The organism is Flammeovirgaceae bacterium SG7u.111 (assembly GCA_034044135.1).
In the GTDB taxonomy this organism is placed as follows: domain Bacteria; phylum Bacteroidota; class Bacteroidia; order Cytophagales; family Flammeovirgaceae.
Genome location: CP139021.1, coordinates 1,413,006 through 1,429,041 on the forward strand (window position 1 = coordinate 1,413,006; position 16,036 = coordinate 1,429,041).

Annotated in this window: 8 protein-coding genes and 1 pseudogene; 5 read left to right on the top strand and 4 right to left on the bottom strand. The window is 39.7% G+C overall.

Annotation, left to right across the window (positions count from 1 at the left end; genetic code table 11):
* Nucleotides 1-319 precede the first annotated feature (319 nt).
* Complete coding sequence (locus R9C00_05550) at nucleotides 320-898, top strand: hypothetical protein (protein WPO36906.1); 579 nt, start codon at nucleotides 320-322, stop codon at nucleotides 896-898.
* Nucleotides 899-1,226: 328 nt separating this feature from the next.
* On the top strand, nucleotides 1,227-2,747 hold the full coding sequence (locus tag R9C00_05555) for a HAMP domain-containing sensor histidine kinase (GenBank protein WPO36907.1): 1,521 nt from the start codon (nucleotides 1,227-1,229) through the stop codon (nucleotides 2,745-2,747).
* A gap of 326 nt (nucleotides 2,748-3,073) precedes the next feature.
* Here the strand turns inward: R9C00_05555 and R9C00_05560 are convergent.
* Nucleotides 3,074-4,210, bottom strand: a pseudogene (locus R9C00_05560) (IS4 family transposase).
* 567 nt (nucleotides 4,211-4,777) lie between these two features.
* Between R9C00_05560 and R9C00_05565 the strand changes: the two are divergent.
* Nucleotides 4,778-6,550 (top strand): tetratricopeptide repeat protein, encoded by a 1,773-nt coding sequence (locus tag R9C00_05565; protein ID WPO36908.1) that lies wholly within the window; start codon nucleotides 4,778-4,780, stop codon nucleotides 6,548-6,550.
* Between the two features lie 366 nt (nucleotides 6,551-6,916).
* On the top strand, nucleotides 6,917-7,438 hold the full coding sequence (locus tag R9C00_05570) for a DUF892 family protein (protein ID WPO36909.1): 522 nt from the start codon (nucleotides 6,917-6,919) through the stop codon (nucleotides 7,436-7,438).
* Between the two features lie 136 nt (nucleotides 7,439-7,574).
* On the opposite strand, the gene R9C00_05575 is transcribed toward R9C00_05570, so the two are convergent.
* Nucleotides 7,575-8,552: a PfkB family carbohydrate kinase gene (locus tag R9C00_05575; protein WPO36910.1), complete on the bottom strand. Its 978-nt coding sequence runs from the start codon at nucleotides 8,550-8,552 to the stop codon at nucleotides 7,575-7,577.
* A 39-nt stretch (nucleotides 8,553-8,591) separates the two neighbouring features.
* Nucleotides 8,592-9,791 carry a pyridoxal phosphate-dependent aminotransferase gene (locus R9C00_05580; protein WPO36911.1) on the bottom strand — a complete coding sequence of 400 codons (1,200 nt, stop codon included), beginning with the start codon at nucleotides 9,789-9,791 and terminating at the stop codon, nucleotides 8,592-8,594.
* 551 nt (nucleotides 9,792-10,342) lie between these two features.
* On the opposite strand from R9C00_05580, the gene R9C00_05585 reads away from it, so the two are divergent.
* The gene (locus R9C00_05585) at nucleotides 10,343-14,908 is read left to right on the top strand and encodes an FG-GAP-like repeat-containing protein (protein WPO36912.1); all 4,566 of its coding nucleotides are present in this window, start codon (nucleotides 10,343-10,345) and stop codon (nucleotides 14,906-14,908) included.
* A 30-nt stretch (nucleotides 14,909-14,938) separates the two neighbouring features.
* On the opposite strand, the gene R9C00_05590 is transcribed toward R9C00_05585, so the two are convergent.
* Nucleotides 14,939-15,817 (bottom strand): patatin-like phospholipase family protein, encoded by an 879-nt coding sequence (locus tag R9C00_05590; protein ID WPO36913.1) that lies wholly within the window; start codon nucleotides 15,815-15,817, stop codon nucleotides 14,939-14,941.
* Nucleotides 15,818-16,036: the final 219 nt, after the last annotated feature.

A 16,036-nucleotide genomic window follows, 5' to 3' on the forward strand; every position in this document is an offset into this window, starting at 1 on the left:
CATAGGCTTATGGAGTTAGGTGAATTTATATGAACTTATTATCGTTAACGTTCCCTGCACTAATATGCCAATAAAATGTAATGTTCAAAAGTAAATCTGCAAAAAAATACCACAAATGCTCCCAATGTGTTATTTGATTTTTTTTTGATATGATTAAGATAGTTTAAGTAAGCATTTATTCATGGTTGTAACCAATTAGGTAAGTATGCAATTTTGCTTCAATAGAAGTGAAAGGTTTACCTATATTTGCTTTATATTTCCCAAATAAAACGAATGTAAATGCTCTTCAAAGAAATATTGAAGCTATTTTAAAGAAAACATGACTGATTCCAATTCTGTAGAAGAACCTATAAAACAACCTGCATCTGTACTTACTTTGTCAATTGTCACTTTTGTGGCATTTGTTGCTTTTGCAGGTTTTATTTTTTACCTCTATTTTTTCAATGAAAACAAGTGGCAGGTAGATACTACTGCATACAAGCAGCAAGTGGACAGTTTGAAAAACCTCACCCAAGAACTTCAAGTGCGGCTGGCATCTCAAGAAGAATATGAGTCTAAAAGGGCGCAACATGTATATGAATATAGATTCGATCCTTTTGATAGTGAAAATTTTCGATTGTATGGATTGTACAGAGACGTGGAAAAAAAGTACAGTACTTTAGATGTGGCCCTTATGTTTAACATCAGTAATGCTAAAAGTATAAAGTATAGCGATGTGATAGGAGAGCGGTGGTTTATTGTACCCATCAAAGGTGTGCACTATTATAGTGGAGACGAAACTATTACTGAGATTGCGATGAAGTATTACGAAGACCCAGCTGATTCGGTACTTATTACCCGCTTTAATTTAGAGCCAGAGGCAGATATGCGCTTGTTTATTCCATTTGGGAAGAACTAAGAAGTTGTTTGGGGATTTGGTTGTGTCCTACAAGGTCTGATGGGTTCGGTTTTTATTCAAAAAAACATTTTCATTGCCACCTCATGGGATTCATTTTTCTTTGAAAAGCACGTCGTTCTTCTGGCCGTCTCGTATCCTTTTTACCTCACTGCCATGTCAATATCTGCTTCTTACTGTCCGGGTCATAGGTATATTAACAGCCAGCGTTTATTTTTCTTTCGCCCCACATATGTCCAAAACTCGTTTACCTGTACCTTCATATTTTGTAACGCTTTATGTTATTTAATTTGTTAGTGCTTAGCAGAGTATAAAGCATTATATTTATAGGATGGAAATGTTAGTAATAGAAATCCTTTTGCTCTCTTGCATTATTATCTTTTTATACCACCAAAAGGAAGTCTTTGGCTTAGCCTTAGTATTTATTTTAATTGGATCAAATCAATTTTTCCAAACATTACTCTCATCAAACCTTTATGTACAAATCTTTAATGACTACTATTATTCACCTGGCTCGGTAGTGTTATTTTCTTCTAGTATTTTCACTATATTATTGATATATATCAAAGAGGGGGTTCACAGCACAAGGACTCTTATTTATGGAATTCTTATATCTAATATAACACTAACTCTACTCTCTTTTATTACCAGTTATACAATCAATTCTGAAAGTACTTTTAGTATTTTGTCTATTCCAAAAGAAATATTTGAGATAGACATGCAGATTTTTATAATTGGTACTATAACACTGTTTGTTGATTCTTTTTTAATAATAATTATCTTCGAATTTGTTTTGTTAAAAGTCAAAAACATTAAGATCTTCTTAGCAATTCTAGTTTCAATTATATCTGTGCTATATTTTGATTTAGTTATTTTTTCATTTTTCAGCTTTTGGGGCAACGAAGGTTTTGAAGTTTTTTTTATTGGGAATCTAATTGGAAAAAGTATAGCAGGAGTCCTATATTCATTGATGCTATATGCCTACCTCGTATACATTGACCAGAGCAGTTACCTAAAAAAATTAGAAATCAGTAAAGATGTAAAAGATATATTCTCTATTGTCACTTATAGAGAGCGATATGAGTTTCTGAAAAAAGAAAAAGATCACATAGAAGAAATGAAAAACAGTCTTATTGAATCAAATAAAAATAAGGACAAGTTTTTTTCTATCATTTCGCATGATCTCAAATCCCCTTTTCATGCCATTCTGAGTTTTTTAAATTTAACTCAAGCAAATTTCGATTCTATGAGTCGAGATAATGTTAAAAAAAACTTGGCGCTCATTCAGAAATCATTTACGAATGCTTTTGATTTGTTGAACAATCTTTTGGATTGGTCTAGAATTCAAATGGATAGAGTTCAATTTAACCCAACTCCTTTTTGTATAAATGATTTAATAGACAAATGCATTAACAATTTGTCGTATAATGCCGAGAACAAAAACATCTCGGTTCTATTCCATTCTTCTGAAAATTACCATGTATTTGCAGATCTTGACATGATCAACAGTGTGATAAGTAATTTACTTTCCAATGCTATTAAATTCACAAATACTGGCGGAATGATTATTATCTCTATAGGATATAGGGATAAGGCGACTTTTGTAAAAGTTCAAGATAATGGGATGGGCATTGAAAAGGAGGTGATTGATAAATTGTTCAGGCTTGATACTGTTTATACTTCATACGGTACAAATAAAGAATCAGGAACTGGTTTAGGGCTTATTCTTTCTGAAGAATTTATAAAAAAGAATAACGGGAATATATTTGTCGAAAGCGAATTAGGAAAAGGCTCAACCTTTACATTCACATTGCCCCAATTCCTAAAAGATGATGCAGTTATGGACGAATAAAATATATGTTCCTCTTAATATAAAAAAAACACTCAAAATAAGAAACTTAGAGAGTTCTCGCAACCTTAAGCTATCCATCATTTATGAGTGTTTTATAGGGGGCGAAACATCAAAGAAACCTTGCCCCATTTGAATAATGGAAAAAAAAGGGAAACTATCTGAGGACAAGCTGGGTGGATGGCACACCGGGCGAAGGTACTACTACAATGCTGTCAACTTAAGGTCATAACGCCCTTTTTTTATTGATGCTGAACTTTTGCCTCCACCGCTTCTTCTTCCTCTCGAAGCTCCTGTCCGGTTTTATGGCGACCTTGTGCCTGGATATCTTATTTTTTGAGCCTTTGTATCTCGGCGGCCCAGTCTTCCGGGGGCTTGGCCAACAGCCTCAGCACATCTCCCCTCAATAGGCCAGTGGCCGTTTTTCTGTTGACCTGATATCTGTACAGTCCGCCCTCTTTTTGCCCAAGCCCTTTGTCCGTATCGTCTATGATTATCCTTATCAGGTTGGCCGCCAGTATCGCCGCGTGGAAATCTTGCAGCACCCCTTCCTCTTTTTTGGAGGAGAAGTTCTCTATCTCCATACAGTCCTTCAGGTAGCCGAACATCGTCTCCACTCCCCACCTCAGCCCATACAGGCGGGACAGTTCCTTTCTTGCAAGGCCTAGGTCGGTCAATAGGTATTCATATCCGCCGGTCTTCAGCCTTATCCTCACGATACGTACCTCTAGGGGCTCCTTATAATCGCTCGACACCTTGCCGCCCCTCTTCTTGCCATAATATGTCGGCGGCGACAGCACTATCCGCCCGTCCACCTGCCCGGATCCTGCAAAGGCCTTGACGCCTTTGTTGAAGTCCTTCTTGCAGCGGATGACAAAATGCCCGCCGCCCGCCCTGATGTGGGAGCACAGGTCGAACGAGGGGTAGCCCCGGTCCAGCAGGTAGATATAAGGCTTGTCTATCGACAGCCCGTCGTGCTGTTCCCTGAACAGTTTTCCCTCCCCGTTTTCCAAGGGCGAGAGGCGGGCGGAGAGCACCTGGTGGTTGAGCACGTCATAGATAACCGACGCCCTTGCCATGGCCATGCCCTCGCCGTGGTTGTTCTTCCATGCGCCGAAACGCTCCTTTAGCTCCTTGCTATCGGGCAGCTGGAACAAGCTGCCGTCTACGGCCAACAACAGGTAATTGTCCCCATAGGCCTCCACAAGGGGGCTTTTGTAGAACCTGCCGATGTGCCCCGAGTTGAGCTCCAGGAAGGCCGTGTGCGCCAGCTTCAGCCGTGCGGCGGAGAACGCCTGCCTGGAGGCGTCCTTATGGCGGCCAAGGGCGGAAAAGAAACCGGCGACCTCCAGCCCGATACTTTTTACTACCCTGTTGATCAACATGAGCACGATGTCCTCAAAACCAAACACCCTGTCCCTCGTAAAACTGGTAGCCTCCGGCGTGTGCCTCCTTTGGAAAGATGTATCGGTGAGCGAGCTGCTGAGCCCCGAAAAAAAGCAGAGATATCCATGTCCATTCTTTTAGAATGAATATATGCATTTTTTCTTAAGTTGACAGCATTGGGTACTACTATGGGCGTGGTTTTGCCCAAAAGCAAGGACTTCTGATTGTTTTTTGGCAAGGTTTTCTCCTAAGTTATTCGTATTATAGCTTGTAAAAGCTTAACCTCCTTATTGCCTATTCGAACTTTATAAGCCAGATTGTTGTCTTAAAAATCAAGTAAGCAAGATTTTGGTAAATCAATTTTGCAAACTGCTTATGTTTGTACCTAATTTATTTTTTAATTTGAAAATTAATGAAAAACAAACTTTTCCATTAACCTTTATTTGAATAATGTGTCTATTTGTCCAAAAAAGCACTAGCTGTGAATGAGTACTGCTATGGTCAGGGTGTAATAAAATTAAGAAAATGCATTTAGTAAGATAGAATGTGTTTGGAAAATGCCCTGTATGACCTAAAACTCTTGAAATGTTGGACGGTTTATTAGAAGTAGGGATAGATATAGAAAAGAATTGCTTAATTAACTAACTATGAAAAATATAAAAGTATTAGTCCTTTTTATGATCTCGCTGGTGCTGTTATTGGCACCAGAGGCAGAGCTTTTGGCTCAAAAGAAAAAAAAGAAAAAGGGCGAATATAAAGCTGAACAGGAAGCGCTAGAAGAAGGCATTGCAAAAGTAATGGACGAAAGGAATTTGGCTCATGCCGAGTATTTGTTCTTTGAAGGCATGAAATATTACGTGCTCGAAGATTATAAAAAAGCCCTTTCGGTTTTTGAAGAAAGTGATCAGCTAAACCCCGATAGCCCTGCTACCAAGTATAAAATGTCGCAGTTGCTCAACAAACTTGGAAGGTACGATGAAAGCTTGGCTTTGGCGCAGAAAGCTGTAGAGCTTGGTAACGATAATGAGTTTTATTACAAGCAGCTAGCAGAGCTTTACAAACAAAAAAAGGAATATGCCAAGGTAGTAGAAACCTACAAGGCAATGATGGGGCATGTAGAGGGAAAGGAGGAGTATTTGTTCGACTTGGCACAAGCCTATCTGTTTTTGTCAGAGTATGATAAAGCAATAGAGGCCTATGATAAAATAGAAGAACTGTACGGGATGAACGATGCCGTGGTTAGGCAAAAGCAGCGTATTTATCTCAATACCCAAAAGCTAGGGAAGGCTCTTGAAGAGGGGGAAAAGTTGATAAAAGCCTTTCCCGGAAATAGCAGATATGTTCTTTCTCAGGCGGAGATTCTTGTAAGTGTGCAAAAAGGCGAAGAAGCACAGCAGCTTGTAGAGCAGTTTTTAGAAACCTATCCTAATGAGCCTGCTGCTGAGTTGTTTTTAGCTAAAATTTATTTGCTCAAAGGGCAATCTGAAAAAGCGTATGAATTAGCAGAAGTAGCTTTTGCCAACCCAGACTTGCTCTTTTCAGATAAAATTGACGTATTGGTAGGAGAGTTGAAGTCGGTGTACGACGGAAAACCTAATGCACAAGGCTTAAAGTTGGCAAAAATCGCTTCCGAAACCCATCCGGAATCTGGACAGGCGAACTCGATATATGCAGATTTTTTGATTGGGAGTGGCGACAAACAAGCTGGAAGAGACTATTACTTAAAAGCTCTGACTATAAATGCTGATAACTTTAAAGTTTGGCAACAAGTGCTAAATATAGATTGGGAAATGCAGCAATTCGATAGTCTAGAAAAACATGCTGATACAGCTTTGGAATATTTTCCCAACCAAGTAGGGCTTTACCTTTACAAAGGTACGGCAGCATATGTGAACAAAAACTACGAAGAGGCTATGGATGTGCTGGAAAGTGGCTTGATGTTAGCCATAGACCCTCGCCAAAAAAATCAGTTCAACTCACAGCTAGGTGATGTATATAATAGCCTTGAAGAGTACGATCGCTCCGATGATGCCTATGAGGCGGTACTCAAAGAAGATCCTAATAATGTTTATGTGCTGAATAATTATGCTTATTTTCTCTCCCTGAGAAAAGAGAAAATGGACAAAGCCAAAAGCATGGGAGAGAAGTTGGTGCAGTTAGAGCCGAATAACCCGACATATCTAGATACCTTTGGGTGGGTGCTGTACGTGATGGAAGAGTATGGAGAAGCTCAAAAATACCTAAAGAAAGCGGTAGAAAATTCGCCTGATAATGGTACTATAATAGAGCATTATGCCGATGCCTTGTACAGAACGGGTGACAAAGACAATGCGTTGAAGTACTGGAAACAAGCCTTAGAGGTGGGAGGGAGTGAAAGTGAAGAGCTTCTGAAGCAAAAAATAGCCAACAAGAGCTTATAGCTTAAAGTATAAAATAATCTTTTGTAGAGGTCTTCCCGTTAGGAAGACCTTTTTTTATGAATTTGGCTTTTCCCTTTATCTTTTTTCTCTTCTTTCTCGTACAATTATATAAGACATATTACCTTCTATAGCTATAGTACAAGCAGCTTTAAAACCCCATTTTTTATCTCTTATGGGTGAGGTGGTCGGGTTGTGTGCAGTACTTCCTCATAATTGATTTTTTGACTATATAACTACTTGATTATTAGATTAAAAAATTTTATTTCCATGATTTTTTTACTACATTGAAGCAACACATACCAAGCCATGTTACTTCAGGTTTTTTTAATGGTAATTGGCTAGGAAAACCAATTAAATTTTTAGAGTATGGAACCGATAAACAATCTAAAAGAACTACTGAAAGAAATGCTCAAAAGCTGTTACGATTCTGAGCTACTCCAATTAGAAGCTTTCCCAAAACTCATAGACAAAGCCTACTCGCCCGAGCTAAAAAAGGCTATCCAATCGAGCTATGAACATTCTAAAAGACATTTAGATAAAATGGAAGAGATATTTATCCGAATGAAGGTGAGCCCGGTTGGTGAAGTGTGCGAGTCTACCGTGGGGCAGTTGAACGAGACTTGGAGGCTGATGGAGCGAATACAAGAACCTGGGGTACAAGATGCTGCCATTGTTACCTTGGTGCAGCATATCCACCACCATGATATAGCCGGTTATGGAACTATGAGCGCTTTTGCCAATGCGGTAGGGTATTATGAAACTTCCGAGGCTTTGCACCAGATGTTGGAAGAAGAGAAAGAAATGGATGAAGAGCTTACCAAAATGGCTATTCAGAAATTAAATAAGCGGGCTAAGCTTGAAAAGGAAGAAGAGTTTTCCGCTATGTAAAATAGCCTAAAGTGATAAATGAAAAATTGTAGTTCGCTCTATGAGCGGCTACTTTATATACGGCCAGTAAAGCTGGTTTAGCTATGTTGAAAGGCTGAGTTACAATCGTACTCAGCCTTTTTTTATAGATAATTGCTTATTTTAGTTTCAACGCTTCTTGTAACAAACGTTCTTTTTCGATAGGGACTACGCCCAAGTGCTCACATACCAACCCACCTCCTAAGTTGGCGATTCCCGCAACTTTATCTAGCGGCAGGCCTGCAGCTAAACATAGGGCAGCGATGCTGACGACCGTATCTCCAGCACCCGACACATCGGCTATTTCTCTTTTGTGAGCTGGAATATGATGCGTTTCATCAAAATTGGTAATGAATACACCATATTCGGAAAGGGTGATAAGTGCTGCTCCTATATCCATTTTAGTTTTCAGCTTTTTCACTGCGTCTCCAAGAGCTTCTATATCTCCAGACTCAAACTCGTGTTTGATCCCCTCTTTCAGTTCTTTGAGATTAGGCTTGAACAGAGAGCAGCCGGCATAGGACAAGAAATTCTTTTTCTTAGGATCAACCACTGTAGGCACTCCGTTAACTTTGGCTATTTTTATGATTCGAGCTATTGTTTCTTCATTGAGAAGTCCTTTGTCATAATCTTCAAAAATAATGACTCCAACTTCTTCAATTTTCTTCTGCACAAAAGCGATGATTTTTTCGGCAGTTTCCGAGCTAATACCCTTATCCGTTTCGGTATCGATGCGGAGGATGTGTTGCGAAGCAGAAATAATGCGATGTTTTACAGTGGTTATTCTATCCTTCTGCCTGATGATTCCTTCTTGGGAAATTCCTTTTTTCTCCAAAATCCCGCAAAACCCATCTCCTTCGGCATCGTCGCCTACTACGGCGCAGAGCAACGGCTCAGCTCCCAGCGCTTTCACATTGAGAGCTACATTTGCTGCTCCGCCAAGGCGAGTGTCCCGCCTAGTTACATGCACTATGGGCACTGGAGCTTCTGGTGAAATTCGATTGACTTTCCCCCACACATACGAATCGACCATTACATCGCCGATCACGAGTGCCTTGAGGTTGTTGAAATTTGAAAAAGTATTGTTTAAATCCATTGCAGCACTAGGCTTGTTTCTGTTTATTTATTTCGCTTGTTAAGCTAATTTGCCCACAGCCGTTTTTATTCTATCTATTGCCGCTACCAAATTCTCATCAGAAGCTGCAAAGGAAATTCGGATGCAGCTTGGTTCGCCAAATGACCCTCCATCCACTATGGAAACGTGGGCTACATTGAGCAAGAACATAGAGAAATCGTAGCTGTCATTAATGACATTTCCTTCGAAAGACTTGCCAAAAAAGTAGCTGATATCAGGAAAAAAATAAAATGCGCCTTTCGGTAAATTCGTTTTAAATCCTTCTATATCGTCCAACAGTCCTTTTACCAAATCCCTTCTTCGGAGGTAGGCATCTCGCATTTTTTTGGTAGGCTCTTGAGTGCCGGTAAGGGCTGCTATTCCAGCTTTTTGGGTGATGGTAGAAGTTCCTGAAGTGATCTGTCCTTGCATTTTGTTGCATGCTGCAGCCAACCAAGCAGGAGCAGCCATGTATCCCAATCTCCAGCCAGTCATCGCATAGCCTTTCGAAAGCCCGTTGATGAGTGCAGTTCGCTCTTTCATTCCCTCAAAAACAGCAATACTTTCATGTTTGCCACCAAAGGTGATGTATTCATAAATTTCGTCGGCAATAACAAAAAGATCTTCGTGTTTGAGCACCACTTCGGCAATGGCAGCAAGTTCTTCTTTTTCAAAAACAGTTCCCGTAGGGTTGCAAGGCGAAGAGAACATGATTGCCTTCGTTTTTGGGGTGATTGCCTGTTCCAGCTGCTCGGCTGTGACCTTGAAGTCATTTTCAATCGTCCCTTTTAGTATTACGGGCACTCCTTCGGCAAGCTTTACTTGCTCGATGTAAGTCACCCAGTAGGGAGTGAAAATGATAACCTCTTCGCCTTTTTTTACCAAGCTCAAAAGTACATTGGCAAGCGATTGTTTTGCCCCTGTAGAAACTACTATTTCGTTAGGTGCATAGTCAAGCTGGTTGTCTCTTTTAAGCTTTTCGCAAATGGCTTCCCTAAGGTCAGGAAAACCTGCAACAGGAGGGTACGAAGTGAAGCCGTCGTCCATGGCCTTTTTCGCTGCGTCTTTGATGTGGTCTGGTGTTTGGAAATCGGGCTCGCCTAAGTTCAGCTTTATTACATCTACCCCTTTGGCTTGAAGTTCACGTGCCTTAACAGCCATTGCGAGGGTGGCAGATTCTTCCATAGCTTGCAAGCGCTCCGATAAAATATCTTTTTTCATGGTGCTATATATTCTTTGTAAAAAAATAATCTCTTCTCTAAAAATTTCGCCAAAGTTAATCATTACCACTGACCTTCAAAAATCGAAATATCAGTGCTGTTTTTTGGTTAATGGCAAAATTGGAAATAGCAAGAAATGAGAGCGTAGAGGTGTGCGCATAGGTGATCTACCTATAAAAAGAATGATCGTTGGAAAATGATGGAGACGTGCTGTTTTGAGGAAATTGAAAGAAAATGCTGATTTCAATGGATGAAATAAACCCTTAGCACTGCTAACAAAATAACAATAAAGCTGTTTGGAGCATACTTAGCTAATACGGTAAAGGGGTGTCGGCTGATTTATGTTAATAACAAAGTAAAATATGATACTTTTGGATAATTACAGTCTTTATGTAATATTTCCGTTGATATCCTTTTTTTAAGGTCGAAAAAAACAAAAAGCGCCTTTTTACGACATAGGGCAATAGTAGTGAGTCGTTTCATTAAGTTATATTTACTTAGTAATCGTTAATTAAACATCGTTGATTAACTATAACTAACAACACTACTAAAATGAGTAAATTACTTACAACAAACTTCATATTAACACTACTTATTTCTGTCTTTATCCAGAGCAAAGCCTTGGCAGAAATAGCCGATGACCATTCTTCCCCCAAGGTAGAAAAGCTTAAGTTGACTTCCATGTGTTCTGCTGAGCCAAGTGAAACAAGGAGGTGGAGGATCAAAAACCCTAATGATTATGATATAAAAGTGGCATGGTGGGTATTTGGAACTTTGCAGTTCGATACGTTGAACATAGCTCCAGGTGAGACCTTTCTAGAGACCAATACAGTTTGGGGATTCAATACGTTGATCCTTCGCTGGAAAAATGGAGACAGGAAATGGGATCAGACGGTGAGTATTTCATGCGCTATTCAATGCGAGTCTGAAGACAATCAGATCTATATTTCTAACGATACCATTTCGGAAAAACAACCCATAGGCACGATGGTGGCTGAGCTGAGTATGGAATCGGGCAGCTTAGAGGAGTATTATTTCGAGCTAGAAGATACCGTATTAGATAATTCGTTTTTTACGCTTGATGGGAATGTGTTAAAGAGTAACTCCATTTTTGATGTTTTACAAAACCCTACTTTCAAAATCCAAGTAAAATCTACTAGGCTTTCCGATAGTGAAGATTTTACTCAAACTTTTGAAATTAAAGTAGTTGATGTATTGAACGAGATTTCAAACTTGGAGCTTTCAAACACATCAATTGAAGAGCTTTTACCTAGCCCTACTTTTATAGGGACACTTACCGCCCAAGATTTACATGGTGAGGTCATTAGCTATTTTTTGCCAGCCGATGAAACCGAGTTTACTATTGTTGAAGATAGTCTATTTACCAACCAGACTTTTGAGTTTGCCCAACAAAACACATACGAAATAGAAATAGGGGCAACTGCCCCTACAGCTGATACCTTACTTCAAAATTTTGAAATTCAAATCGTTGAAGTTCCTAATGAAATTTTAAATATTACCCTGTCTAACACAGTTATTACTGAGTTTTTACAAGCTCCGGTATTTGTAGGTAGATTCTCGGCAGACGATATACAAGGCGAAGAAATTAGCTTTTATTTACCTGATGGTCAAGATGACTTTGTTCTTGTAGGAGATAGCCTTTTCACAAACAAGACTTTTATCCATTCTCAGCGAAATACGTATGAGATTGAGGTGAGGGTAGAGGCAATAAAAGCTAATCCTGTAACCCAATCTTTTGAAATTCAAGTAGAAAACATCATCAATGCTCCTGAAGATATTTTGCTCTCAGAAAGCTCAGCTGATGAGTTTCAACCAGAAGGCACGCTGGTAGCTTCGCTAGCTGTTATTGATCCCGATAGCCTTGATGTGTATGAGTTTACTTTATTAGAAGGTAATGGTGATTTTTACATTGAAAACGGTCAGCTTTTTACTGCAAGAAGTTTTAACTATAGAGCTGAGAATCCAATTGCTATAAAAATAGCTGTAGTAGATCAAGATTCTGCACGCTTCGAAAAAGCTTTTTCTATTTATATTAATGATGTTCCTGATGCCCCAACTGATATTGTTTTAAGCAATAATGAAATTGTTGAAGGTTCTCCTTCAGGTACTTTGGTGGGAGAATTTACTTCTATCGATTCCGATAGCCTCGATCAGCATAACTATTACTTAGTAGCTGGAGAGGGAAGTGAAGACAATGTGAGTTTTTACATTGAAGAAAACAGGTTGTATTCAGTTTTTGATGCTGATTTCGATGAGCAATCTAGCTATAATATCAGGGTAGAAAGTAGGGACTTGAACGGTGACCGTTTCAAGAAAAATCTAACAATTGAGGTGCTCAACCAGATAAATGCTCCTTCCAATATCACGTTGAAGCTTTTCCAGATAGTGTATGAAAATGTAGCTGAAAACAGTTTTTTGGGCAGGTTGGTTGCAGAAGATATAGATATAAATGATACTCATAGTTTTGAATTGCTAGAAGGATCAAATGATAATTATGCTTTTAGGCTTCAAAATGATACGTTAATAAACATTGTCACTTTTGAATATGCAGTTCAAAGTAGTTATACACTAGATGTAAAAGTAACGGATGAGGATGGTGAGATCTTCCAAAAACAAGTCGTTTTCACGATTGAAAAGATAAACGATGGAGGTTCTGGTGAATATGTTGGAGGTGGCAACATGGACGAAACTAATAGTGTGAATGTAGAGATGTCAGATTTAGATGGTGATGGAGATCTGGATGTAGTAGTGGGAAATAAGGTGCAGAGCAGCGAGGTTTACTTGAACGACGGACGTGGAAATTTGGAAAGAACTTCTCAAGAGTTCGAATCTACTCCATTATACGGAATGAGGTTGGCCGATTTAGATGGCGATGGCTTTGACGATATTATTTTCTCCAATTGGGGAGTCGATCATACTATTTGGTTCAATGATGGAACAGGTTTTTTCACCAAAAGCCCACAAGTGTTAGATAAAAGCTATGCACTTACCATTACCCCAGGAGACTTTGATCAAGACGGAGATGTCGATTTAATAGTTGCCAACTATACCGAGAAGAACAAAATCTGGCTGAACAACGGGGATGGTACTTTTGTGTTCGACAGAGACTTTAGCGAGACGCTTACCTATAGTTTGGAAGAAGGCGATTTGGATGGTGATGGCGATTTGGACTTGGTGGAGTTGATGTATGGTGGTCAAGATAAAATTTGGATCAACGATGGTGCAGGTAACTTTGAGCTAAAAGAAGTTTTAGTTACAGGTGTAAATGCCTATGCAGGATCTTTAGGCGATCTAGATGGCGACGGTGATTTAGATTTGGCACTTTCTAACCCTTCTGGCGGAAACGCAATCTTTTTGAATGATGGAACAGGCGGGTTTTCCGATACAGGAGCAAGGCTTAGCACAATAGCATCCTACTCTGTTTCTCTTGGTGATATCGATAATGATGGTGATTTGGATTTGTTCTGTGCGAACAGGTTCAATCCGGTTACAGTTTGGGCTAACGATGGTCAAGCTGCTTTCACAAAAACTAACCAAGAACTTGGTAATGCAGACTCAAGGCAAGTTGCCGTGGGAACACTAGATCCCGATAACGATATTGACGCATTCATTGCTAATACTGGGGCAGCAAATACAGTTTGGTTAAACAATAGTACGCCTACTGGTATCCAAATTTCTGGGTTTTCTGTAGAAGAAAATGCTTCAGAAGGGACTTTTGTTGCGGCTCTTACAGGCATTGATGCAGATGTATGGGATAGTTTGCAAATTACGATGGTAAGTGGGGCTGGTAGCGAAGGAAATGGGTATTTCCTATTGAAAAATGATACATTGGTAGTGAGCTCAACTATAGACTTTGAACAAACGCCGACCTTGCCTATCCGATTGAGAGTGACTGATAAAGCAGGAGATTTTGTTGAGAATACCTTTACAATAGAAGTGCTTGATGTAGAAGAAAGACCATCTTTCTCAGACATATCTAATCAATCTTTTGCATATTCAACAGATTCTATAGAAGTGTTGGTAGAAGGAGTAGAAAGCCCTGCGGGAGTGCCTTTGACCTTTGAAGTATCAGCTACTGATAACATGTTAGTAGAAAGTATTGGAATTGATTACGAAAATCCTGCAGAACAGGCGAAAATCAATATAGTAACTCGCTCAGGGGAGTTTGGGTCTTCCATTGTTCAAGTAATCGTAAAAACAGAGGATGGATCGCATGAGTTTACCCGCCAGTTTCAGCTCGAAGTATCAGCCCCAAGTATTGCTACTACAGGCATGGAAAGTTGCGGCACTTCTGAACTTACCCTGTCAGCATCTGGAGCAATCAACTATTTCTGGTTTGCCTCAGAAGAAGCTGCAAATAGGGAACACGAAGGAGCTTCATTAACCTCTACATTTAGCTCGACTACTACTTATTACATAGCTGCCGTTTCCCCAAGTGGAAGCCTGGCAGACGAAAGAACAGAGGTGACCGCAGTGATCAATCCATTGCCTGTACCAGTAATTACAGCAGTAGATAGTCTACTTTCGGCGCAAGAAGGGTTTACTTCTTACCAATGGTATAAAGGTGCTGAGCTTATTGAAAATGCAACGACGAGCAGCTATATGGCAACAGAAAACGGAAGCTATTCGGTAGAAGTAACCAATGCATTGGGATGTGCCGCCATTTCCGATTCAATAGTCTACTCAAAGCCAGAGCTTGAAGGAGAAGATACGGAGGAAGAGGAGCCTGAAGAAGTTGAAGAACCAGAAGAGGTTGAAGACGAAGTAGAAGAGGTTGATGAGGAGGGAACAGAAGAAGGTGGCGAAGAAGAAACTGAGGAAGAAGTGACTGAACAAAAGCCAGTAAATTGGTATGATATCATTAAAGAAATTAAGCTATATCCTAATCCAACTAGACGCTGGTTGCACGTGGTTTTGAGTAGGAAATTTGAAAGGACAATTATTAGAATTTATAATACATCAGGTTTCCAAGTGCTAGAGACTACGCCTGAAGCAATGGAAGTGGATATAGATGTTTCCAATTTGAAAACAGGTTTGTATTTCTTGAAAACTGTTAGCCCAGAAGGTCAGCAAACCAAAAGGTTCATCAAACGATAAAGAGTAGTTTTTCATAGTTTTGTTTGTTTTTTAACTGGAGAATGCTGGTACAAAAGCTTCTCCAGTTTTTTTTACGTCTTTTTTGGATATTTTCTTTTTTCTGACCAAAGCTTTTTTATGGTTTTTAATAAACTTTTTCCCCTCTTCGTAACCAATATCATGGAGCTCTTGGAACTTAGAAAAATCCATTACGCTGTAGGCTTTATCAAGAACGGGTTCCACTATATAGTCGCACTGTTGAATATTGGGTACGACATTTTGGTGGACAGCAAGGGTAAATACTTTGGAAAGAACCGAACCAAATGACTCAAAGCTATCATCCATCGAATAGTTGTTTACATGCACGCCAATCACTTTTTTACAGGTTTTTTTGAGGGGCTGCACGGGCAAGTTGTTCATTAGCCCGCCATCTACATATTTTTGCCCATTTATCTCTATAGGCTTAAAAATTACGGGTAAAGCAGCCGAAGCCGTCACTGCCCTGCTCAGGCTTCCCGACTCCAATATTTCATAATTGCTCTTGCTTAGGTTTGTGGCGCAGACATAGAGTTTTTTGTTCAGCTTTTCGAAGTCATCGTGAGGGATATTTTTCTTAATCAGCTCTTCTAGGTAAGATAAATTGAGCAAGCCATTGCGGAGCCAGCTAAGTCGGAAAATTTTGGAAAACCGTTGTTGGGAAACAATCGTAAGCATTTCTTCGGGGGAATAACCTGCGGCATAAAATGCACCGATGATAGCCCCCATGCTCGTCCCCGAAATTTCATCCACATGGACATTTTCTTCTTCCAATGCCCTCAAAAAACCGATGTGCACCACGCCCCTAGCCCCACCTCCGCTTAGGGCTATTCCAATATGACCGTTATTATTCCTTCTTCTTTTTTGTCTGAAGTATTTAAAGAGGTTTAGCATAGTTGTTAACTGGTTGTTGGTTAACTATATAAACACCCAAACCCCCTCTTAGGGTTGCAGTTGGCTTCAGATTTATATTGAAGGGTATGTAATATTTAGGTAGAAAAATTGCATAATATTCATATAGGTATTCTATGCAAAATACTTTTTATAAAAAGCTTCAAATGATTAGAATGTCCAGTTTGGGTACTTTCTTTTCGGTCTGTGTGACACGGCTCG